The organism is Caldicellulosiruptor acetigenus, from assembly GCF_026914305.1.
GTDB classification, from domain to species: Bacteria; Bacillota; Thermoanaerobacteria; order Caldicellulosiruptorales; family Caldicellulosiruptoraceae; genus Caldicellulosiruptor; species Caldicellulosiruptor acetigenus.
The window spans coordinates 2,332,028-2,355,000 of the sequence record NZ_CP113866.1; the positions used below are offsets into that span (position 1 = coordinate 2,332,028).

At 36.7% G+C, this 22,973-nt stretch carries 15 protein-coding genes, 2 rRNA genes and 3 pseudogenes (1 of these 20 cut by a window edge); 3 read left to right on the plus strand and 17 right to left on the minus strand.

Annotated elements, in window-relative coordinates; all coding sequences use genetic code 11:
• The first annotated feature begins 117 nt into the window (after positions 1–117).
• Entirely contained in the window at positions 118–1,107 is a 990-nt protein-coding gene (locus OTK01_RS11435) for an aldo/keto reductase (protein ID WP_029228956.1), read from the plus strand.
• On the opposite strand, the pseudogene OTK01_RS11440 reads toward OTK01_RS11435, so the two are convergent.
• From OTK01_RS11440 to OTK01_RS11465, 6 genes and pseudogenes are all read right to left on the minus strand, one after another.
• A pseudogene (locus OTK01_RS11440) lies at positions 1,096–2,804 on the minus strand (IS1182 family transposase). The gene OTK01_RS11435 and the pseudogene OTK01_RS11440 sit on opposite strands and share 12 nt — an antisense overlap.
• A 230-nt stretch (positions 2,805–3,034) precedes the next feature.
• The gene (locus OTK01_RS11445) at positions 3,035–4,231 is read right to left on the minus strand and encodes an RNA-guided endonuclease InsQ/TnpB family protein (RefSeq protein WP_269011615.1); all 1,197 of its coding nucleotides are present in this window, start codon (positions 4,229–4,231) and stop codon (positions 3,035–3,037) included.
• 102 nt (positions 4,232–4,333) lie between these two features.
• Positions 4,334–4,468 (minus strand): annotated as a pseudogene (locus OTK01_RS11450) (MerR family transcriptional regulator); the annotation flags it as partial.
• Positions 4,469–4,654: 186 nt separating this feature from the next.
• Positions 4,655–5,320, minus strand: coding sequence for a hypothetical protein (locus OTK01_RS11455; RefSeq protein ID WP_029229276.1), 666 nt, complete (start codon positions 5,318–5,320; stop codon positions 4,655–4,657).
• A gap of 25 nt (positions 5,321–5,345) precedes the next feature.
• The gene (locus tag OTK01_RS11460) at positions 5,346–5,639 is read right to left on the minus strand and encodes a glycosyltransferase (protein ID WP_029229275.1); all 294 of its coding nucleotides are present in this window, start codon (positions 5,637–5,639) and stop codon (positions 5,346–5,348) included.
• A gap of 11 nt (positions 5,640–5,650) precedes the next feature.
• Positions 5,651–6,094 (minus strand): glycosyltransferase family 4 protein, encoded by a 444-nt coding sequence (locus OTK01_RS11465; RefSeq protein ID WP_084694660.1) that lies wholly within the window; start codon positions 6,092–6,094, stop codon positions 5,651–5,653.
• Between the two features lie 88 nt (positions 6,095–6,182).
• Here OTK01_RS11465 and OTK01_RS11470 point away from each other — a divergent pair.
• Positions 6,183–7,903: pseudogene (locus OTK01_RS11470) on the plus strand (ISL3 family transposase).
• 254 nt (positions 7,904–8,157) lie between these two features.
• Here the strand turns inward: OTK01_RS11470 and OTK01_RS11475 are convergent.
• The 3 genes from OTK01_RS11475 to OTK01_RS11485 form a co-directional block, all read right to left on the minus strand.
• Positions 8,158–9,381: an IS256 family transposase gene (locus tag OTK01_RS11475; protein ID WP_269011616.1), complete on the minus strand. Its 1,224-nt coding sequence runs from the start codon at positions 9,379–9,381 to the stop codon at positions 8,158–8,160.
• 83 nt (positions 9,382–9,464) lie between these two features.
• Complete coding sequence (locus OTK01_RS11480; RefSeq protein WP_029229247.1) at positions 9,465–9,677, minus strand: hypothetical protein; 213 nt, start codon at positions 9,675–9,677, stop codon at positions 9,465–9,467.
• Positions 9,658–9,897, minus strand: a complete 240-nt coding sequence (locus OTK01_RS11485; protein ID WP_029229246.1) for a hypothetical protein — start codon at positions 9,895–9,897, stop codon at positions 9,658–9,660. Before OTK01_RS11485 ends, OTK01_RS11480 begins: the two co-directional genes overlap by 20 nt.
• A gap of 443 nt (positions 9,898–10,340) precedes the next feature.
• Between OTK01_RS11485 and OTK01_RS11490 the strand changes: the two genes are divergently transcribed.
• Entirely contained in the window at positions 10,341–12,686 is a 2,346-nt protein-coding gene (locus OTK01_RS11490) for a glycoside hydrolase family 65 protein (protein ID WP_029229245.1), read from the plus strand.
• A gap of 69 nt (positions 12,687–12,755) precedes the next feature.
• Here OTK01_RS11490 and OTK01_RS11495 read toward each other — a convergent pair whose 3' ends face one another.
• The 8 genes from OTK01_RS11495 to OTK01_RS11530 all read right to left on the minus strand — a co-directional run.
• Positions 12,756–13,775, minus strand: a complete 1,020-nt coding sequence (locus tag OTK01_RS11495; protein WP_029229244.1) for a LacI family DNA-binding transcriptional regulator — start codon at positions 13,773–13,775, stop codon at positions 12,756–12,758.
• 91 nt (positions 13,776–13,866) lie between these two features.
• Positions 13,867–14,628 carry a carbohydrate ABC transporter permease gene (locus tag OTK01_RS11500; RefSeq protein WP_307188819.1) on the minus strand — a complete coding sequence of 254 codons (762 nt, stop codon included), beginning with the start codon at positions 14,626–14,628 and terminating at the stop codon, positions 13,867–13,869.
• Between the two features lie 115 nt (positions 14,629–14,743).
• The gene (locus OTK01_RS11505; protein ID WP_013431752.1) at positions 14,744–15,631 is read right to left on the minus strand and encodes a carbohydrate ABC transporter permease; all 888 of its coding nucleotides are present in this window, start codon (positions 15,629–15,631) and stop codon (positions 14,744–14,746) included.
• Positions 15,632–15,730: 99 nt separating this feature from the next.
• The gene (locus OTK01_RS11510) at positions 15,731–16,957 is read right to left on the minus strand and encodes an ABC transporter substrate-binding protein (protein ID WP_029229243.1); all 1,227 of its coding nucleotides are present in this window, start codon (positions 16,955–16,957) and stop codon (positions 15,731–15,733) included.
• A gap of 235 nt (positions 16,958–17,192) precedes the next feature.
• The gene (locus OTK01_RS11515; protein WP_029229242.1) at positions 17,193–19,460 is read right to left on the minus strand and encodes a glycoside hydrolase family 65 protein; all 2,268 of its coding nucleotides are present in this window, start codon (positions 19,458–19,460) and stop codon (positions 17,193–17,195) included.
• Positions 19,461–19,473: 13 nt separating this feature from the next.
• Entirely contained in the window at positions 19,474–20,145 is a 672-nt protein-coding gene (locus tag OTK01_RS11520; protein WP_029229241.1) for an HAD family hydrolase, read from the minus strand.
• A 434-nt stretch (positions 20,146–20,579) separates the two neighbouring features.
• A 5S ribosomal RNA gene (gene rrf, locus OTK01_RS11525) occupies positions 20,580–20,696 on the minus strand.
• A gap of 62 nt (positions 20,697–20,758) precedes the next feature.
• Positions 20,759–22,973 (minus strand): 23S ribosomal RNA (locus OTK01_RS11530); it runs 736 nt beyond the window's last position.

Here is a 22,973-nt window from a genome sequence, read left to right on the forward strand (position 1 = left end):
ATATTATAGTTTTTTTTAGGTTTATTTGCAATTGAGATTTGGGAAAGTGGTTGAACTATTGAGCTCAAAAGGGTAAAATCAAATTATAAAAACACTTTAAAAGGAGATAATTTAAGAATGTATGTAGCAGATTCGAACAGATACAATAACATGTTATACTTGCGATGTGGAAAGAGCGGACTCAAACTTTCGGCAATCTCTCTTGGCCTTTGGCACAACTTTGGCTACAACGACCCATTTGACAACATGCGAAGAATTGTTTTGAGGGCTTTTGACCTTGGAATCACATACTTTGATTTGGCAAACAACTATGGTCCCCCACCAGGTGCGGCTGAAGAAAACTTTGGAAGGATTTTTAAATTTGACCTAAAACCTTACAGAGACCAGATTATTGTTGCAACAAAAGCAGGATACACAATGTGGGAAGGTCCTTACGGCGACTGGGGCTCAAAAAAATACCTTCTCGCAAGCTTGGACCAAAGCTTAAAAAGAATGAACCTTGACTATGTTGATATCTTCTACTCTCACAGGCCTGATCCTGAAACGCCAATTGAAGAGACAATGGAAGCTTTGTATCAGGCAGTCCATAGTGGAAAAGCCTTATATGCTGGGATATCAAATTATAATCCTGAACAAACCAAACTGGCGTATTCAGCTGCCAAGCAAATGGGATTAAAACTCATTGTAAATCAAGTTCGATACAATATGTTTGCAAGAGATGTTGAAAATGGTCTATTTGATACATTAAATGAGCTTGGCATGGGAGCTGTGATATATTCTCCTCTTGCTCAAGGGCTTCTTACAGAGCGTTATCTGGATGGAATTCCTGAGGATTCAAGAGTAAGAAAATCGGGCGTATTCTTAAAAGAAAGTGATATAACTCCTGAGAGAATCGAAAAAGTTAAAAAGTTATCTGAAATTGCAAAAAGGCGCGGGCAGACAGTTTCACAGCTTGCACTTTCGTGGATTTTGCGAAATAAAGTTGTAGCTTCAGTAATTGTTGGTGCAAGCAAAGTGTCTCAGATTGAAGATAATGTGGGTTGTATCAATAATCTTGAGTTTTCAGAAGAAGAATTAAAAGAAATTGAAGAAATTCTAAAAGGGTAATAAAAAAGGGGCTGTCCCAAAACAATAATTTTTAATAACCAAAAAGGACGTTTTGTGGTATTAAATACCAATATTAAGTTATAAAGCAAATAAAAAGAGGGTTGGGCGACAGTTTTACCCCAACCCTCTATCATTATCTTTGCTAATTTTTCTATGTTATAGGCAATACAAACCAAACCCCACTCAAGCTTTACACCCTTTAAGCCCCTGAGCAGGAATCTCCTAAATCCTTTATTGTTCTTTATTATCCCAAATACTGTCTCAACTTCTACCTTCCTTTTATTGTAAATCTCTTTGCCTTCTTCACTCAATAGTCTTTGCCTTACCTCTTCCTTCAATTTTTCTAACCTTGGTCTTACACTAAATCTCTTCTTCCATCTTCTACCTTTATAACATTTTTCTCTGTGTTCACAGCCATTGCAAATCTCTTCGCATTGATATACCTTCTCATAGCTTACAAATCCTCTCTCATTTACACTTATCTTCGGATACAAATATTTAACCTTCTTACCCGCAGGACAAATATAGGCATCTTCTTCAGCTATGTACTCCCAGTTCTTTACATTAAAAATATCCTTCTTAAATCTTCTTGTCTGCTCCAAGTCAAATGTGTTATACTTAATATAGCTATTTATGCCACATTCTTTCAGATGAAGATAATTTTCTTCAGACCCATAGCCACTGTCTGCTACAACATTCTTGGGTGTGAATCCCATCATCTTCTTCACAGCCTCAAGATGTTCTTTTAAGCAGACAGTATCTGTGGGACTTTGGTGGATGCTAAAACCTATTACAAATCGGTTCTGTGTGCCGATTTGAACATTATATCCAGGTTTTAGCATCCCATTTTTCATATGGTCATCCTTCATCCTCATGAATGTGGCATCATTGTCTGTCTTAGAGAAACTGTTCCTGCCGTTTAAAATTGTCTCATAATTCTCATACTTTTTGAGTCTGAAAACGCAATCATTTTTCAATACCTTTACCAATTTCTTTACTCTTTTTTCTTTTCTCTTACTTTTAAACTCAGCTTCCTCAAGTCTTTGATTTATTTGCTCAATTTTTTCTTCTAACTGCTTGCTATCATAGTCAGCTTCCAATTTTACATTTAAATCTCCTAATGCTTTATCTTCCTCTTCATTTATTCTTTCAATTTCTTCAAGAGTGTTTTTTACTTTTTCTCTCAGTTTCTTTTCGAAAGTTTTTGTGCTTTTAGCCCAAACAAAAGAATACTTGTTTGCATTAGCTTCAACTTTTGTCCCATCAAGATAGTAATAGTCGAAGTTTACATATCCTAACTCTATAAGGAGTTTAACCACCTCGGCAAAGATATTTTCAATTGCATCCCCCAAAATTTCTTTTCTAAATCTGTTGATAGTCCTAAAATCAGGAGCTTGATATTTTGAGAGCCACATAAAAGTAATGTTTTCACGTAAAGCCCGAGCTATTTTTCTTGATGAATAAATACCTTGTATGTAAGCATAGATTAAAACTTTTAATAACATCAGTGGATGGTAACTACTTGTACCACCACCTTTGTACTTTTCCATTACGGTTGATATATCTATCTTATCAATGATTTTATCAATTATTCTGACCAAATGATTTTGAGGTATAAAAGCTTCTGGGTCGATAGGCATTAAATATTGGTATGGGTTGTAATTTTTGAAGACAACTTTATCATGTTTACGAGCCACTGGTATATCACCTCATGTTATCATTTTTTATATATTATATCAAAAATATATCACTATGTCAAAAATACAAAATTAAAGAGGCTGTCCATTCGTCTTTTTGGACAGCCCCTTTTTATCTTTTTAATATCCTTTTCATTTTGATATCTTGCAGCATTTAAGTAAACATCAGGTTATGAATAGTGTTAAAAGTATTAAAAACTATTTAAAATTTTATTAAACACTATTCTTTGTTAGGCTACATTCAGCCTAACTGGGTGTAACCCCACACCCTCTATCCCCTCTGCAAATGCTTCGGGGAATACTTTCTTTATAATGTTATATGCGCTGTTTACATCAGCATTTATTAATATTCCTTTGTTGCTTCTAAATAGCCCTCTTCTTATCCTGCGGCTTGGGTCATAGTTTTCTTTGCCCACTTCCTCTCCATCTAAAAAACTGCAGCCACTGGTGTAACTCTCTTCTACAACTATGAAATTTATTCCTTCTTCTTCGCATTTGTACTTGAGCATTCCTATGAATTGATAATAAGGAATATTCACAAAAATTTGATTGTTTACTTTTCCTAACTCTATTTCCTGCTTCCAGTTTGGATTATATCCAACTACAAGGGTGTCTATTTCGTATTCTTTACACCAATTGACTATAAAACGGCTTGCCTTGTGCATGAAATCCTTAATCTTGTTGTTTCTCTTTAAAGTCAACTTCTCTATTCTTCTGCTACTGCCTCTGTTGCCTACATAACTCATCAATTCTGCTTTCCTCTTGTTGTAATATTGATTTATTGACTTAATAACTCTGCCATTAATAACAATAGGCTTTATGCCTATGTTATTTACCAAAGTTACAAAGTTATTAAGTCCTAAGTCTATACCTGCTATCCTCTTTGAAGGTTTTTTTGTTTCAGCTATCTCTTTTTCATAAACTATTTCAATAACATAAACACTTCCTTTTGGAATTACTCTCACTTCTTTTAATCTGTTTTCCACTCTTGTTTTGAGCTTTAAATCTGTTTTGGGAAAAGATAAATATCCATCTTTGATTTTGCACTGTTGATTAGTAAATACAGCTATACTCCTGCCGTCTTTTTTCTTATACTTTGGCAGTTTAGGCCTACCTAAGAATTTATCTTTATCTTTATTCCATTCTTCTATAGCTCTAAAAAATGCTTTCCAATTTCTTTCAAGAAGTCTTAAGATTTGCTGTGATGTTTGTGCTGGCAAGTTTCTATAAGTCTCATGTTCTTTTAACACTTTATCAAGTTCTCTGTATCTTATCCATCTGTCGTTGTTTATAAATTCCTGTCTTACAATATAGTTAGCATAATTATATAAGTTTTTTGCTGCAAAGCATGTTTCATCACAATAATTCCACAATTCATGATTTCTATTTATCTGTATTCTCTCCACTCTCTTGATTATTATCTTCAAACACCTCGCTTTCTAAAAGCTTTCTTATTTTTTGCATTTTTCTTTTGCTATAAAATTTCATACTGTAACAGTGCAGTAAACTTATAATTTCTTCAATTATCTTTTGTATACGTCTTCTTCATTATAATCATAAAATCCATTTGACATAACTGTTACTCTTATTTTTCCTTCTTTTACGTATTTAGTTAGCGTCGGTCTTGAAATTTTTAATAATTTTAGAACCTCTTTTGCTTTCATATTTGTATCAACCACAAATGTTATAGCATAATCACAAAGCAAAGTAAACATACTTTATTAAAAACTTTAACATGTTTAAAACCATTTATTATTTTTTGTCACCACAGCAAATAGCTTAGATGATTTTGTTGAAACATGAATACTGTTAAACACGCTTGAAGCCCCCTGCTGAACATCGGCTGTATTTTATTTATCTTTAATTTGCAATTCAATAGAGTCCCTTTCAGCACCATATCCACTTCGATAACATATTAATCCTTTATTCTTCTCCCAAATAAATGTTTCATAATATCCTGTCTCAACTTGATTGTTATACGCATGATATTCCCTTTTATCCCTTTCAACCCTCAAATACCTATGCCACCCACGCTCGTTTTCACTTAACGAATCTTTTATTTCTTTGTCTTGGCAAACAATTACACTATCATTCGGCAATTCTTCTCTTGTCTTTAACTTACTTAGATTTTCTTTGGTTGGGTCTATCTTATATATTTTATCTTTCTGCACGTAAAAATAACCTAAACTCAAACGTTCATCTGGAATACCCTCAATAGGTTCAAGTTTCAATTCATATAACTCGCCGTACTTAAGATTAGCCTTTTTAATAATATTCAATTTTACATTTTTTTCAACAAGATCATCAAACAAAAACTTTCCTTTATACTCTACCTTTGAAATACTTTCTTTGAAGAAAAATGGATTTTTTTCTGCATTGTAAGTAACTTTTTTGCTTGAGGTTATATTAAATTGGAATGATGATTTGAAATTAGTTTCTGAAATATTACTAAATTTTGCACACCCAGAAAAAAATATAATTCCAATTGTTAATATCATGATTAAATACTTTTTCATAAAAACCTCACTAACTCCTCATTTGCTAATTTAATAATTCATTAAACAATTTCCTGTATTCATTTGCCATCTTCTCTGCACTAAACATCTTGACCCTCTCGGTTAGCCTACTTACCTCTCTCTCCACTACATCTACAAAATCTTTTTGAAACCTTTTAATACATTCAGTCAGTCTCCCTCTATCATATGGATCAAAAACATACCGATACTCACATCCTACTACCTCATATATCCCTCCTCTGCAACTACTAATTACTGGTGTACCTAATTTCCCTGCCTCTAAAACTACATACCCAAACGGCTCATATAACGATGGCACTATTAATGCATCTATTGCCTATCTTTTTTAACTTCACCTGGCGTCATATCTATTCCATTGTATATAACCCTTGTCTTGCTATCATATCGGGGATACAATCTAATCAACTTTTCCCTTTCACAATTGGATACACATACTAAAATATCTGCCACTTTGCTAAGCCTTTCAAAACTCCTTTGTACCTCAATATGCCCCCCAAATGGATTGTCTAAAAAATATGGTTCAGGGGTCGGAACAGAATGTATCACATATACTATCTTCTTATCCTCAAATACTCCACTATCCATTAAGTAATCTAACCCATGAAAGTGAATTACTCCTATATCAAACTCAAATCTACTTAACTTCTCTATCTCCCTATAGTCAATGGCTAATATATCTCTATCTCCAGGATATCTTCTTGTAAATGATAAAATAAAAATGGTTCTTTCCGAAGTCAGTTGAATAAATTTTATTTTTCGGCTATAATGAAAGGACTATTAGATCAAAGGAGAAATCAATACAATGGAGTCAATTATAAACCTGTTAGATAATAATCTTGTCATGGAGAAATACGAAATAATTGATGATACAATTTACATCTATGTTAAATCTAAAAATTCACAAGCTACGTGTCCTTATTGCAATCAAAGTTCTAATAAAATACATTCTTACTATTCGAGAAGTTTTCAAGATCTTCCAATACAAGATAAAAAAGTTGTTATAGTTCTCAAGAATAGAAAATTCTTTTGTAAAAATCCTGTGTGCAGTAAAAAAACATTTGCTGAAAGATTTCAATTTATCTCTGATAACGCAAAAAGAACTAAAAGACTTGAAGATGAAATATTAAACATTTCAATGAATATAAGTTCTGTAGCTGCGTCAAAGATATTAAGGAGAAACATTGCAAACATAAGTAAGAGCACAATTTGTGAAATGATAAAAAAAAAGCAATTCTAATTGATAGAGATACAGTTAAAAGAGTCTGTATTGACGATTTTGCCCTAAAGCGCAGGGAGAAATATGCAACAGTAATGATAGATATTGAAAGCAGGAAGGTTATTGATATTTTAAATTCCAGAGACTACGACGATGTAAAACAATGGTTGGAAGAATATCCAAATATAGAGGTTGTATGTAGAGATGGTTCTGTAACTTATTCTAAAGCAATAAAAGATTCACATTGTGAAGCAATTCAAATAAGTGATAGATTTCATTTATTAAAAAATTTAACCGATTATTGCAGAGAATATATAAAAAGAGAGATTAAAAATAAGATAAAAATAGAAATGCCAACAGTAAGGGAAGCAGAAACAAAATATTCAACTGAGACAAAGATGAAATACCATTATAAGACAAAATGGGAATTAATACTTGCTGTGAAAGAGATGATTTCGAATGGTTGTACAATAAATGAAGTATGTAGAGTTTTAGGACTTGGGAATAAAACTGTTATAAAGTATTCAAAAATAAATGAGAGCGAAAAAGAAAAATATGACAAGGAGCCGATTGGGAAATCGAAGCAGGAAAATATTTGTAAACGAAAGGAAGAATTAATTGAACAGGCCAAATTGCTTAGAAGGAAAGGATATAGCATTACTGGGATATCGAGAGAATTAGGTTTAGATCGAAAAACAGTAAAAAAATATCTTGAATCAGATGGTAGATTTAATCATGCATCGAAAGGAAGAAAATTTAAAAGTAAGTTAGACAATTATAAAGAATGCATTTTAGAACTTTTTTCAAAGGGATATAGTGGCGCAAGAATATTTGAAAAGATAAAGCAAATGGGATACGATGGTTCATATTCGTTAGTAAGATACTTTATTGCTAATACGAATAAAGAAATGATATTTTTAGAAGATAGAAGTGAGACAATTAAGATAGTCGAGAGAAAGAGTCTGATAAGTTTGCTTTATAGAGGGATAGAAGAAGAAAAAGCCATAACAGGTGAGGAATTGGAAAAAGTAATGGAGATTTATCCCCAATTAAAGATAATCTACCGATTAGTCAAGCAGTTTAAAGAAATCCTATTGAAAAAAGAAGTGTTTAAGGTAGAGCAGTGGCTTAAAGAGAGTGAAGAGTTAGATATTCCCGAGTTGAATAGTTTTGTGTCAGGGGTAAAGAGAGATTATGAAGCTGTAAGAAATTGTATTATGTATGAATACAGTAACGGCTTAGCAGAGGGGATTATAAATAAGATAAAAGTTATTAAGAGAATTATGTATGGTCGCTGTAGTTTTGAAATGTTAAGAAGTAAGGTTTTATTATTTAATTTCAACTAAGTTAGGAAAGAACCATTTTGAGGGTCTGTAAATAATTTTGTGTATTTAAATTAGGCCAACCTTCTTGGTAAGAGATCATTCAGATTAACTTGTCTACTTTCTATTTTTTAGTATTACCATTTTAAAAATTTTTATGCATAAATTTTTAAAATCCTGGACAAAATTTAATACTGGGTTATAATACTCTGTTTTTTATTTGTTGTTTTAAACTGCTTCCATGGAAGCAGTTTAAAATGCGAACTGGTAATCGCTATCTACTTTATATACTCTCTCAAACGCTCAGGATACATTATCAAAAGCTGATTTAATATTATATCCCAATTTCTGTACCTCTGTGTCCACTTTCTTACAACATTTTTTGTCGCAAGATAAAGCATCTTCTCTAATGCTATATCATTTGGAAACACTGATTTTGTCTTTGTCACTTTCCTAAACTGTCTGTGAATTCCTTCTATGATGTTTGTGGTATAAATTATCTTCCTTATCTCTGGGGGAAACTTAAAAAACGATATCAGTGAATCCCAGTTGTTTTCCCAGCTTCTGAACGCATAAGGATACTGTTTCCCCCACTTTTCTCTTACCTGATAAAAATTCTCCAGCGCTTCTTCTTCATTAGTTGCCTGATACACTTTCTTAAAATCCTTTGAAAATTCTTTTATATGCTTGTATGAAACATATTTGAACGAATTTCTTAGTTGATGAATAATACACCTTTGAACATCGCTTTTAGGGAATACTGCTTCTATTGCTTCCTTTAAACCTGTCAAGCCGTCAACACAAAACAGTAGTACCTCTTCTACTCCTCTTGTTTTCAAGTCATTCAAAACACCCAACCAGAATTTAGAGCTTTCACTCTCTCCAATCCATATCCCTAAAACATCCTTATATCCTTCAATGTTAATACCTAAAACAACATAGGCAGCTTTATTTACAATTTTACCCTCATCTTTTATCTTGTAATGAATCGCGTCCATGAAAATAAACGGATATATCTTTTCCAAAGGTCTATTTTGCCATTCTCTTATCTCAGGAATAATTTTCTCTGTAATTTTGCTAACCATTTCGCTAGATATTTCAATACCATAAATATCTTTAATTTGCTCATGAATGTCTCGTGTTGTCATTCCTCTTGAATACAGGGCTATAATTTTGTTTTCAATCTCTGAAATATCTCTTTTGTACTTAGGAATTATCTTGGGTTCAAATTCGCCTTCTCTATCCCTTGGAATATCAAGTTCCATTTCACCAAACTTGGTTTTGACAGTCTTTTGACTATAACCGTTTCGTGAATTTGTTGTCTGCTTGTTTTTGACATCATATTTTTCGTAACCTAAACTTTCTTCAATTTCTGCTTCTAAAAAGCTTTGTAGTAAGTCTTTGAATAGATCCTTCAAGCTTTCATAAATGTCGCTTACACTCTGGATGTTATTTTTTCTTATGAATTCGAGTAATTGTTCTTTTGATAAAACATTTTCCATAATAAAAGCCTCCCACTTGGTTATTTTTGTTTATATTCTGATTCTTACCAAGAAGGAGGCTATTATACTTTACACAAAATTATTTATAGTCTCATTTTGATATTGACATTTACATATCTTCTTATATCTATTTCATCCAATATGTCCCCATCATAAATATGTACAAACCCCTCATCTGCCTTATGAAACTTATATAGCTGTTCTATAAATGTAGCTATTCCACCTATAATATAACCGCCTATCTCATTGGTAAAATGCAATACCTTATACTTGCCCTTAAAACCTATATTCAACATTGTCCTCTATCTCTCCTACTACAATATTGTATCTCCTCAAAAGATACTCCTCTTCCTTTGTCTTAATCTCAACTGCTCTCACAGGAATCTTAGATATGTCAGGCTCTTCAAACTTTGTCTCAAAATCTACAATAAAATATATTTTGCCCTCTGGACTCCTCAAAATCTCGTTTGTAACTACTAATTTCTTGCCCCCAACTTCTATTTCTTTCCCACACATCTTAATTTCTACCTTTACCCTCCTATGCTTTATTACCCTGATTTACACAAAAGAAGAATTTATATGCAAATCTTATCCTTCACATCTTTATATTGTCAATCTCGTTTTTTCTTTTTTTTTAATTAATTTTTGTGATTTTTTCAATATAAAATTTCTCTTTCTCTAAATATCTTAAAATTTCTTCAATTTTCTCTTATTTTTATAACAAGCAAAGATCAACCATGGTAGTTCCGTGGTCAGTCTTTGTATTATTTTTCATGTCAAATATAGTAGCTCACAAACAAGAATATTCTATCTGTGCTTTATTTGAATCTAACTTTATCGAAAATATTTCGGTAACATTCCCAAAACATATTTAAAAAGTAACTTCCAGCCATTGACTGTAAAATTATAATAAGGTATGATTACATAAAAAAGATTTTGCTGCGAAAGGAGAATACAGCTTGAGAAAGCTTCCCAAAAAGCAAGCTATATTTTTGCCAGATGAGTGGAACATAATAGAAGAGGGATTTCATCCTGAAAATAATTTTATACTTGAGACCATATTTACAGTTGCAAATGGATATTTGGGCCTGAGAGGAAACTTGGATGAAGATTTCCCCGACAAAAATCAAAGTTTTAAAGCAACGTATATCAACGGTTTTTATGAAGAGTATGATATAACCTATCCAGAGGGTGGATATGGATTTGCAAAGCGCGGCGAGGCAATGGTAAATGTGGCTGATGTGAAGACATTTGAAATAATAGTTGAGGGTGAAAAATTCAATCTGGTCAGTAGCAAAATTTACAAGCACGTCAGAAAACTTGATATGAAAAGTGGGACATTAGTACGCGAAGCAATCTGGGAATCTAACAGTGGCCGAAAAATTTATGTTGTATTTGAACGACTTACATGCTTTAAAAGACAGCATTTAGGAGCAATCAACGTCAGAATAAAACCTCTTAATTTTTCTGGCAGAATAAAAATTGTAAGCAAAATAGATGGAAACTCTTCAAATCTTCTTGAGACAGAAGATGTGAGGGTCGGCTCTGGAATAGAAAAATTCCCTTTTAAAACAATTAAAGCTTACTGTGATGAACTTAATGGCTTTTTGATGCAGAAAACCAAAAAGAGCAGGCTCTCATATGGCTGTATGGTAGATCATGTTTTGGGCTTTGACGATTTTCAATATAAATCTTTTGCTGACAAAGAAAAAAACCTTGTCGTATTTGAGATTGAATTTGATGCAACCAAAGATATGGAATATAATTTGACAAAATATTTTTCATATTTTACACAAAGAGATGTTGAAGAAGATTTGATTGAAGAGCGCTGCGCTGCTGAAATACTTGAGGCAAAAAAGATGGGATTTGAAAATCTTTTGAAAGAACAAAGAGAATTTTTAGACATCTTTTGGGAAAATGCTGATGTTGTGGTAAAAGGAGATATAAATATTCAGCAAGCTATAAGATTTAGTCTATTTTCGCTGCTTCAATCAACAGGCACGAACGGTATTTCAAATATTACCGCAAAAGGTCTTACAGGTGAAGGTTACGGCGGACATTATTTCTGGGACTCCGAAATTTATATAATTCCATTTTTCATATATACCCAGCCAAAAATTGCAAAAATGCTTCTTTTATATAGATACAACATTTTAGATGCAGCAAGAAAGCGGGCAAAAGAACTTCACCACAGAGGAGCACTATATCCCTGGCGAACAATTGCAGGGAAAGAGTGTTCTGCATATTTCCCAGCAGGGACTGCTCAATACCATATAAACGCTGATATTGTATATGCTATAAAAAAGTATTTTGAAGCAACAGATGATTTGGAATTCATAAAAAACTATGGTGCAGAGATTGTATTTGAAGTTGCAAGATTCTACGCAGAACTTGGACATTTCAGTGAAGCAAAAGGCGGAAAATTTTGCATATTTTGTGTCACCGGTCCTGATGAGTATACTGCGCTTGTTGACAACAACGCTTATACAAACTACATGGTAAAGATGACCCTTGAGTTTGCTACAGAGCTTTATAATCTATTGAAAGAAAAAGATAGTAATGCTCTTGAGAAACTTTGCAGAAAAATTGAGCTTTCAAGAGATGAAGTCTTGCTCTGGAAAACCATTGCAAATAACATGTATCTGCCGTACAATCCAGAGCTGAAAATTATTCCTCAGGACGATTCATTCATCTATAAAAAGAGGCTTGATTTGTCAAAAATTCCAGAGAGTCAGTTCCCTCTTCTTTTGAACTGGCATTATTTAGACATCTATAGATATCAGGTTTGCAAACAGCCAGACGTTCTTTTGCTCATTTACCTTTTGAGAGAAAACTTTACATTTGAGGATTTAAAAAATAACTATGAATACTATGAACCCATTACAACACACGACTCGTCACTCTCACCTGCAATCTTTAGCATCCTAGCAGCAGAGCTTGGGTACTTAGACAAAGCATACGAATACTTTGTATATACAGCAAGAATGGACCTTGACGATTTAAATAACAACACAAAAGATGGAATTCACGCTGCTTGTATGGGCGGTGCTTGGCAAGCTTTGGTATTCGGTTTTGGTGGAATGAGAACAAACAAAGGTGTACTTTCCTTTGCTCCAAAGCTTCCTGAAAGGCTTGAATGTTTATCGTTCAAAGTAAGATACAAGGGAAAAGTTTTGAACGTGGAAATCACAAAAGACAAAGCTTTCTATACACTTCTGGAAGGTGAAAGTATTCAGCTTTCACACTATGGTAGCAGTTTTGAATTGAAAAGAGGACAGACTAAAGAATTTATACTTGCTAATTAAAATTTTAAAGGCTGTGAGAAGATTTGCGTTTTCTTCTCACAGCCGTCTTTGAAAAGCTTACAAAGATATTTAGCGCAGTCTTGCTGTTGATTCTCTTTTTACAAGCTCTGGCTCTAAAATAATGTGGTTTATGGGCTGCTTTGAAATCAGGTTCAAAAGCAAGTAAAAGGCTGATTTGCCCATCTCACTCTTGTTCTGTCTTATTGTTGTAAGAGTGGGGGTGATGTAGCGTGCCAAGGATATATCGTCAAATCCAACAACCGAAACTTTTTTAGGCACATCCACACCAAGTTCCTTTAATCTTTTTATAAGACCGATTGCCATCATGTCTGATGCAGCAAACACTGCTGTGACACCTTTCTGGACAAAATAGTCTGCTGCTTTAAACCCACTTGCCTCTGTAAAATCACCTTCATAAATAAGTTCACTGTCAACCTGAAGTCCGTTCCTGCTCAGTGCTAATATATAACCGTTTAATCTTTCTTGGCTGACATATGCTTTTTTGTGACCATTCAAAAACCCTATTCTTTTGTGTCCAAGGTTAATCAAATGTTCTGTTGCAAGCTGAGCACCTTTTAGGTTGTTTGTTGTCACATAACCTACATTTGAGTTTTTTATTGGAATGTCAAGCAATACAACAGGATAACTGCTTTTTTGTATTTCATTTAAATACTCATCATCCATTTTAAGTCCCATTATAAATGCACCTTCAAGCCCTTTTTCCTGCATAACTGCATCAAAAGAGATTTTCTTTTGTTCCTCTGAAGATGTTGAGAGCAAAACAACCTCATAACCATTGTCCATTGCAGCTTTCCTAAAGCTTATAAGTATCTCATAATAGAAAACACCGTATATACCTTCTTTCTCCATGTCTTCAATGAACAGTCCAACTCTTTTTGTTTTGTTTGTAACAAGACTTTTTGCAAAGATGTTTGGTGTGTAGTTTAGTTTTTTGGCCATCTCTATTACCTTGTCTCTTGTCTCCGGGCTTATATCTGAGTAATTATTGAGCGCCCTTGAAACAGTACTTGGCGACAGTCCCAAAGCTTTTGCAATATCTTTTATGGTCACATTCTTGTTCTTCCTCATTTTCTCGTTTCTCCCTCTTATTTTTGAAATGTTTCACTAAAACCTTGAAATTAATTATACACTTTCTTTGCCTTCTGTTTCAATACTTTTGTTATTCTTTAAGCCCTGTTGTGACTATTCCCCTGACGAAATATTTCTGAAATGCTACGAAAACTATTATGGTTGGCAAAGAAAGAAGGATTGCTCCTGCCAAAACCTGGTTCCAAAATTGATAGTACTGACCGTAAAATGAGTTGAGTCCTACCGGCAGGGTATACAGCTCTTCAGACGAAGCTATAATGCTTGGCCACATGAAACTGTTCCAGTTGCCCACAAATATGAATATAGCTTGAGTGGCCAAAGCTGGCAATGATAGCGGTAAGAATATTTTAAAGAATATTCCAAACCGTGACAGCCCGTCAATCAATGCAGCTTCTTCTAAATCCTTGGGAATTGTCAAAAAATACTGGCGCATAAAAAATATATAAAAAGCACTCACAAGCCATGGAATGATTAATCCCTTGTACGAATCAATCCAGCCAAGTTTGTTTAGAATAAGGTAAATAGGAATCAAGAGTACCTGCCCAGGTATCATCATTGTGCCTATGATAATGTAAAAAACAACCTTCTTAAATGGGAAGTTTAGCCTTGCAAGAGCATATGCTGCCATGGAATTGAAAAGCAGATTGCCAGCTGTTACAGCCACTGCAACCACAAAGCTGTTAAAAAGCCACCTCATAAACGGAAACTCTGTCGTGATATATTTATAGCTACTGAAGCTCAGCTTTCCAAAATCAACAGAGAATTTTGTCACATCTTCTACAGGTTTTAAAGAAGTTATAACTGCAATAAGGTATGGTACCAAGGTTATCAGTGCTCATAAAATGCAGATTGTATATAGCACTATTTTGACTCCAATCCCATAGGTACTTTCCTTCTTCCACACCTTTTTCTCATCTCCTTTTTCGATAATCCAGAAAAATTATTACTTAATATGACATTTCCTCGCCAAAAAACTTTCGCTGAATTAATGTCAATGCAAAGATAATCCCAAACACAACAAACGCCATAGCTGAGGCAACTCCCATGTTGAACTCTTTAAAAGCTGTTCTGTATATCATCACAACCATTGTCATTGCTTTTCCCATGGGACCACCATCAGAACCGCCTATAATGTATGATAAATCAAACATCTGGAGAGTGCTAATAAAAGATACAACTGTGTTGAAAAATATCATCGGTTTTAAAAGAGGTACTGTGATTTTAAGAAGCTTTGTAAGCTCTCCTGCACCTTCAACTTCTGCAGCTTCATAAAGCTGGTCTGGAATTGTTGAAAGCCCAGACAAAAATGTAACCATATAAAACCCTACAGACCCCCAAACAGCAACACTCACAATTGCGGGCATCACAAAAGAAGGTTCATTGAACCAGTTTCGAGGAGTAATCCCAATATGCCTTAAAATCTGATTCACAAGTCCATCTGTTTTGTACAAAAACAGAAATATAATCGATACTGCTACAGGTGATGTAACCGTGGGAAGATAATATGTTGTCCTGAAAAACTCCTTGAATTTCACCTTATCATTTACTATCACAGCTAAAATGAGAGCAATAATAAGCTGAGTAGGAACAACTAAAACAGAATAATAAAGTGTGTTAAGGATAGAATCTAAAAACATCTTGTTTGTCAGCGCTTCTTTATAGTTAGCAAGGCCTACAAATTTAGGTGGAGCATCTCCTAAGAATGAAAAGTTCTGAAAACTTATTACAAAAGCCTTTACAAGCGGGTAAGCAAAAAATACACAAAAAGACAGTATATAAGGAAGCAGCATGACAAAAGCTGTCAAGTATTCTTGCGTTTTTGTTCTATTTCTCATTTTTTATTCACATCCCCCTATAACTTACAGTTATATTCTTATAAATCAAGGCAGGCTTTTTTACCTGCCTTGATTATTTTTCAGGTAGTATCTTCTATTTTACTTCATGATTTGCTTTACTCTTTCCTCAATGTTCTTCTTAAGGTCATACTTCTTGCCAATTACATAGTCTTCAAATGCTTTGTTGAAGACATCCACAACTTTTGTGCCATCCAGACCATAGAAATAGACCTGCGCATATTTTGCGCCATCGACAAGTGCCTTTCTCTCTGGATAAGTCTTAGCAAAGTTTGCACCTGCGCTCTTTAATGAAGGAAGTGCCAGACCTGCTTCAACCACATACTTTTGCCCGCCTTCTCCTGTTAAGAATCTTATAAGTTTGAATGCTTCAGGTTTGTGCTTTGAATTCTTGCTCATTACATATGCAACGGTGAATGCCATTGTTGACTTGCCAGCTGGTCCTGCGGGAAGTTCTGCAATTCCATATGAGTCTTTTGGTATCTTTCTGTCGTTTAAGAATGGAATCATCCAGCCACCTTCAATTGTCATAGCAGCTTTCTTGTCAGCAAATGCATCACCAACCCAGCCAGCACCTAAATCCTTCGGTGTCTTGCATATTCCTTCTTTGAAAAGGTCAAGCGCAAATTTTAAACCTTCCAAAGCTTTCGGGTCTGTAAAGACTGGCTTTTCGCCATCAAATACTTTACCACCATTTTGATATGCAAAAGGTTGAATTCTTGCAAGTTCAAGGTTCATGGTAAGACCTACAACCTTGTCTGTTGTAAGTTTTTTAGCATACTCTTTCAGCTCCTGCCATGTCTTTGGTGGCTGTGTAAGACCTGCTTGTTTGAACATCTCTTTGTTGTAGAACAAAACTAATGTATTGTAGTCTTTTGGAAGTCCATACACTTTCCCTTTGTAGATGAATGGCTGAAGAAGTGATGACTCATAACCAATTGTTTTGACATTGTACTTCTTCATCCAGCTATCAAGCGGCTCTAAGACATTCTTTGCAATGTACTGCCAAGCTGGCATTGAATCCATGTAAAAGATATCAGGTTCTGTTTTAGATGCCATGAGAAGTTGCATCTTTTGATTATAGTCACCGACAATTTCAACTAATTTAATATCGACATTGGGATAGAGCTTTTTGAAGGCTGCGATTTGGTTTTGAACAATCTTCTTCTCAGCAGGAGAAGATGCCCACGCACCCAGCTTTAAAGTTATCTTGGAAGTGCCAAAAACATCTTTTTGCGTAATAAACGCTCCTGCAACCAAGGAAAGTAGGAAAATTAGCGTTAATAAAACTGTTAGAAATTTTTTCATAAAACAAACCTCCCTTTTGAATTAAATATTTCGGAAATGTTTTCGATAATTTTATTATACAACAAGTTAGTAATTTTGTCTATAGGTTTTTTATTTGATTTTCGAATTTTGTTTATTAAGCATAAGCAATGCTGTTTCATATGGTCCAAGCTTTCAAACTTTTTTCGAAATCTTTTCGTGAAATTAAACTCCCTGTGAAAAATTTTTTCCCACAGGGAGTTGCAAGTCAAAAAGGCTATAAGACCACTTCTTTATCTCTTATCTTGAGTTTTACTCTGCTTTTGTCTACTCTTTTTCTGATTTCAATATTTTCCTTGGTTACAACAAAATCCAACAAGTTTCCTTTCCACCAGATGCTAAATTTCAAAGCTTCCCATTTTTCAGGAAGCCACGGATTGACAGATAGAACATCATCCTTTTCCACTTTTAAACCTCCAAAACCAAATATCAAAGCTTGCCATGTGCCGCCCAAAGATGCAGCGTGGATTCCTAAGGCAGTGTTGCCCTGATTGTCTTCAAGGTCTGTCAAAGCGGTACGCATAAAGTTTATATATGCTCTTTTTGTCTCACCCACTCTTACTCCCATTAAAGCATAGATGCTCGGGCTCAATGACGATTTGTGCATTGTCCTTTTTTCGTAGTAATCATAGTTTATTTTCATAACCTCTTCATCAAACTGGTCGCCAAGCAAATACAAAAGCATCACAACATCTGCCTGTTTTATGAGCTGATAATCATTCAGCTTGTCAAGCTCAACACCTTCTGGCCAGACTGGCATATTGTTGCTGTCGTATTCTTTAATAACAAAATCTTTAAGATTAAAGTATCCCTCAAACTGTTCAATTAGCTTTGTTTCAGGATGGTATGGAATATAAATCTTTGATGCAACTTTTAGCCAGTTCAAAGGTTCATCTTCTGATAAGTTTATTTTTCCTACTAACCTTTCAAAATGGCTGGGGTAATTTTCCTTTAAGCGTTTCAATACTTCATAAGCCTTTTCTAAGTTCCACTTTGCAAGATAATTGGTGTAGGCATTGTTGTTGCAATGTTCATGGAACTCATCCGGACCTATCACATCATTTATTTCATACCTATCCTTTTCTTCATTGTATTTACAAATAGAAGCCCAAAACCTTGCTGTTTCAATCACAATTTCCGCACCATAGTTTAAAAGAAACTCTATGTCATCTGTTGCACGCACATACTCTAAAACTGCAAAGGCTATGTCTGCTGAAATATGATATTCTATATCCCCTGTCCATATTCGAACAGGTTTGCCAAGATAATCGTACCCCCACTTTGGTGTCTCCTCTTGTCCGGTGTCTGCAGACTCCCAGGGGAATTGCGCACCTTTGTATCCATTTTTCCTTGCGTTCTCTCTTGCAGCGTCCAAAAGATTGTACCTGTACATCAGCATTGCCCTTGCAGCTTTCGGATTTGTGTAAATGTAAAACGGGAGCATAAATATCTCTGTGTCCCAAAAGACATGTCCCTTGTAACCTTCTCCGTGAAGGCCTTTTGCACCAAGGCTTACACGTTCATCTTCTGGATTCGCCATACTAAGTAGATGGAAAACGTTGAATTTGAGACTTCTATCTGCAACCTCATCACCAATTACCTCAAGCTTAGCAACATCCCAGAGTTTGTCATACTCTTCTATATGCTCAGAAAGCAGCCTCTCAACACCTAATTCTTTTGCTCTTTCAAGCTTGTTCTGTGAACTTTTAAAAATATCCTCAACATTTTCTCTCGAGGACACCAATACAATCAGCTTTACAATCTCATAACTTTTTCCTTCTTTTGCCTCAACTTCAATGTTCTCGGTAATAATGCTTCCTAAATCTTTAACAAATCTATTAAAATAACATTTATGCCCATTTAATAAAACCTCTGTAGAACTTGCTATTCCCACTTTGTATCTTTCATCCTTTGTTGTAATGCCGAGGAATATACAGCTTTTGCAATCCTTTTTATCTTCTACTTCATAATGTTTTACTCTATCGTTTGGGATATCCTTAGAGTTCACGGTAGCAGCATCAATAAAACTTTCTACATTTAAAACTGCTGAGTAGTTCTCACAAATCACATTGTACTTTTGAACAATAAGATTTTTATTTTTCATGCTGACAAATCGAAATCCCTCTATTGATGTAATTCTACCCTTTTCATCTTTTAGTCTCAATTTTCTGAAAAGTAGTCCCTGTTTTAAGTCTAAAACTCTCCTAAACTCAAGCACTTCACATTTCAAAGGATTCAGATATTCTCTATTTATATATATCCTAAGACCTATTGGATTTGGTAAATTCACAAGCTCTGTAACCTGAGCTGTGTCTTTGTCAAATACACCTGCTATGAAAGTTCCTGGTATCTCATCACAAAAAACCTCTTCGTTGATTCCTCTTATTCCTATATACCCATTTGTAAGAGCAAAACAGGTTTCATGTTTATGTGAAACTCCAAAACTTTCCTGTTCAATCAGCCAGTTTTTTTCTGAAAGTTTCATTGTTGAAAACCTCCTAAACCATTTTGAAAAGTTTTTCATGAAGATTCTCAAGAAGTTCTAAACTAATCTTATCTAATCTATCAATCACGTAATGAGCTTCTTTTAGTCTATCAAATTGACCATCTCTACAGACCCCAATTGTAAGCATCCCCGCACGAATACCTGCCTTAACACCATCTATGGCATCTTCAAACACGGCGCACTCTTTTGGATTTACATTTAACCTTTGTGCAGCAGTAAGAAATATTTCAGGGTCAGGTTTTCCTTTTTTGAAATCATACCCTGTTACAACTGTATCAAACATATTGTAAATTCCTATCTTGGTCAAAATTTTAGTGGTATTTTTGCTTGAAGAAGCAACAGCAAGTTTTATACTATTTTGCTTCAAATGATTCAAAAGCCATGTGCTATCTTCAAAAGCTTCTAAATTTTCTTGTTCAACAAATTCTAAAAAAATCTTTTGTTTTTCCTCTGCCATTTCTATTAGCTTGTCTTCAGGCACATCATAAGCAATGCTTTTTATCCCATCCAGCCTTGGCTTTCCATCAACTTTCCATTTGTAATCTTCATATTCAAATTTATAACCATGGTTTTCAAACATCTTCTTCCATGCTTTGAAGTGTAGCTTTACAGTGTCTGTCAAAACACCATCCATGTCAAAAATGGCTGCCTTGATTTTTCCCATGAAAAGCAAACCCCTTTGCTGAGATTGTCGTATAAGATTATTATAAATGGTTTTCGAATTGTTTTCAATATCGTTTTCGATTATTTTCGATTTTTCTAAGGAAACTACTTGAACTGTAATGAGAGACTTTTTAGCTGGAAGTTTTAAGAAACATTTGATTCCATGAAAATTATATAGAGAGCAGAATTCTTATTAAAAAATATACAGTCAATAACACAAAGCCGTCAGACGTGATAAATGAAATCCTTGAAAAGATAGCAGTACCAAGTGAGAATTTTGCTTTTTGAAATACAACAACAAGTTAAGATAGACTGAACACATTTAAGCTCAGTTCTTTTAAAACCTCTTGCAATTTTTAAGACCTGCCATTTGGTGAGCCCAAACTTTTTTACGTGCATTGTTAAACATTTAACACATATACACAAAAATAAAAAATCCGGCAGCCACCTACTTTCCCGTGCCGTCTCCAGCACAGTATCATCGGCGTTGCGAGGCTTAACTTCCGTGTTCGGAATGGGAACGGGTGTTTCCCTCGCTCTTTCGCCACCGGATTTGTTTCCTGTATTCATTTTTTTCAGCAGCCTCGCAAGTGAATAGGGAGAAAGCTTCTCTTTCGGTCAAGCTCCTCGGGCCATTAGTACCGCCTTGCTCAACGCCTCACAGCGCTTACACATGCGGCCTATCTACCTGGTAGTCTTCCAGGACCCTTACCACCTCATCGGTGTGGGGTATCTCATCTTGGGGTGGGCTTCACGCTTAGATGCTTTCAGCGTTTATCCCATCCGGACTTGGCTTCCCAGCCGTGCACTTGGCAGTGCAACTGGTAAACCAGCGGTCCGTCCAACCCGGTCCTCTCGTACTAGGGTCAGCTCCCCTCAAATACCCTGCGCCCGCGGCGGATAAGGACCGAACTGTCTCACGACGTTCTGAACCCAGCTCACGTACCGCTTTAATGGGCGAACAGCCCAACCCTTGGGACCTACTTCAGCCCCAGGATGCGATGAGCCGACATCGAGGTGCCAAACCTCCCCGTCGATGTGGACTCTCGGGGGAGATCAGCCTGTTATCCCCGGGGTAACTTTTATCCGTTGAGCGACGGCTCTCCCACTTGAAAACCGCCGGATCACTAAGCCCGACTTTCGTCCCTGCTCGAGGTGTCCCTCTCACAGTCAAGCCACCTTACCGCCTTTGCACTCCTACCGCACGATTTCCATCCGTGCTGAGGTGACCTTTGGGCGCCTCCGTTACCTTTTAGGAGGCGACCGCCCCAGTCAAACTGCCCACCTGACAGTGTCCCATCACTCGGTTCAGAGTGTCTGGTTAGTGCTCCAGTGCACCCAGAGTGGTATCCCACCGTCGGCTCCATGGATGCTGGCGCACCCACTTCTCAGCCTCCCACCTATCCTGTACAGGGCACACCAAAACACAGTGCCAGGCTGCAGTAAAGCTCCACGGGGTCTTTCTGTCCAACCGCGGGTAACCAGCGTCTTCACTGGTACCACAATTTCGCCGGGCACACCGCCAAGACAGCGCCCAAGTCGTTACGCCATTCGTGCGGGTCGGAACTTACCCGACAAGGAATTTCGCTACCTTAGGACCGTTATAGTTACGGCCGCCGTTCACTGGGGCTTCGGTTCGGAGCTTTCCACCCCTCCCCTTAACCTTCCAGCACCGGGCAGGCGTCAGCCCCTATACCTCGCCTTTCGGCTTGGCAGAGACCTGTGTTTTTGATAAACAGTCGCTTGGGCCTATTCCCTGCGACCCTGACTTATCGCCAGGGCACCCCTTCTCCCGAAGTTACGGGGTCAGTTTGCCGAGTTCCTTAGCGGTGCTTCACCCGTCCGTCTGTGGATACTCTCCTCGCCCACCTGTGTCGGTTTCCAGTACGGGCACCTGCCTTCGCCTACGCGACGCTTTTCTTGGCAGTGTGAAGCTCAGCACTTCGCCTACTTTAATTTCGGCTCCCCATCACGGCTCACGGTTTTACGGGTGTGCGGATTTGCCTACACACCCCCGCTCGCCGCTTGGCCGGGGTTTACCAACACCCCGGTTGCCTGCTCCTCCTGCGTCCCGCCTCGTAGGTTAACCTCCGGCAGGTGGCTCAGGATTATCAACCTGATACCCATCAGCTACGCCTTTCGGCCTCGCCTTAGGCCCCGGCTAACTCTGGGCGGATTCGCCTTCCCCAGAAACCCTTGGGCTTCCGACGGGCAGGCTTCCCACCTGCCTCGCGCTACTTATTCCGGCATTCTCACTTCTGCCTCGTCCACCCTGGCTTGCGCCTTGGGCTTCTCCCTGTCGCAGAACGCTCCCCTACCGCTTAAAGCTGCTTTCTCGCAGCTTTAAACCCGATGCTTCGGTGTGTGGCTTCAGCCCCGAGTATTTTCGGCGCCCAGCCGCTCGACCAGTGAGCTGTTACGCACTCTTTAAAGGAATGGCTGCTTCTAAGCCAACCTCCTGGTTGTCTTCGCGGCTGAACATCCTTTGCACACTTAGCCACATCTTTGGGACCTTAGCAGTCGGTCTGGGCTGTTCCCCTCTCGACCACGGACCTTATCGCTCGTGGTCTGACTCCCAAGCTAAAGCCGCCAGCATTCGGAGTTTGATAGGGTTCGGTAACGTTTTTGCGCCCCTAGCCCAATCAGTGCTCTACCTCCAGCGACCATCGCTTGAGGCTAGCCCTAAAGCTATTTCGGGGAGAACCAGCTATCTCCGGGTTCGATTGGAATTTCTCCACTACCCTCAGCTCATCCGACGCCTTTTCAACGACGACCGGTTCGGGCCTCCATGTGGTCTCACCCACACTTCACCCTGGCCAAGGGTAGATC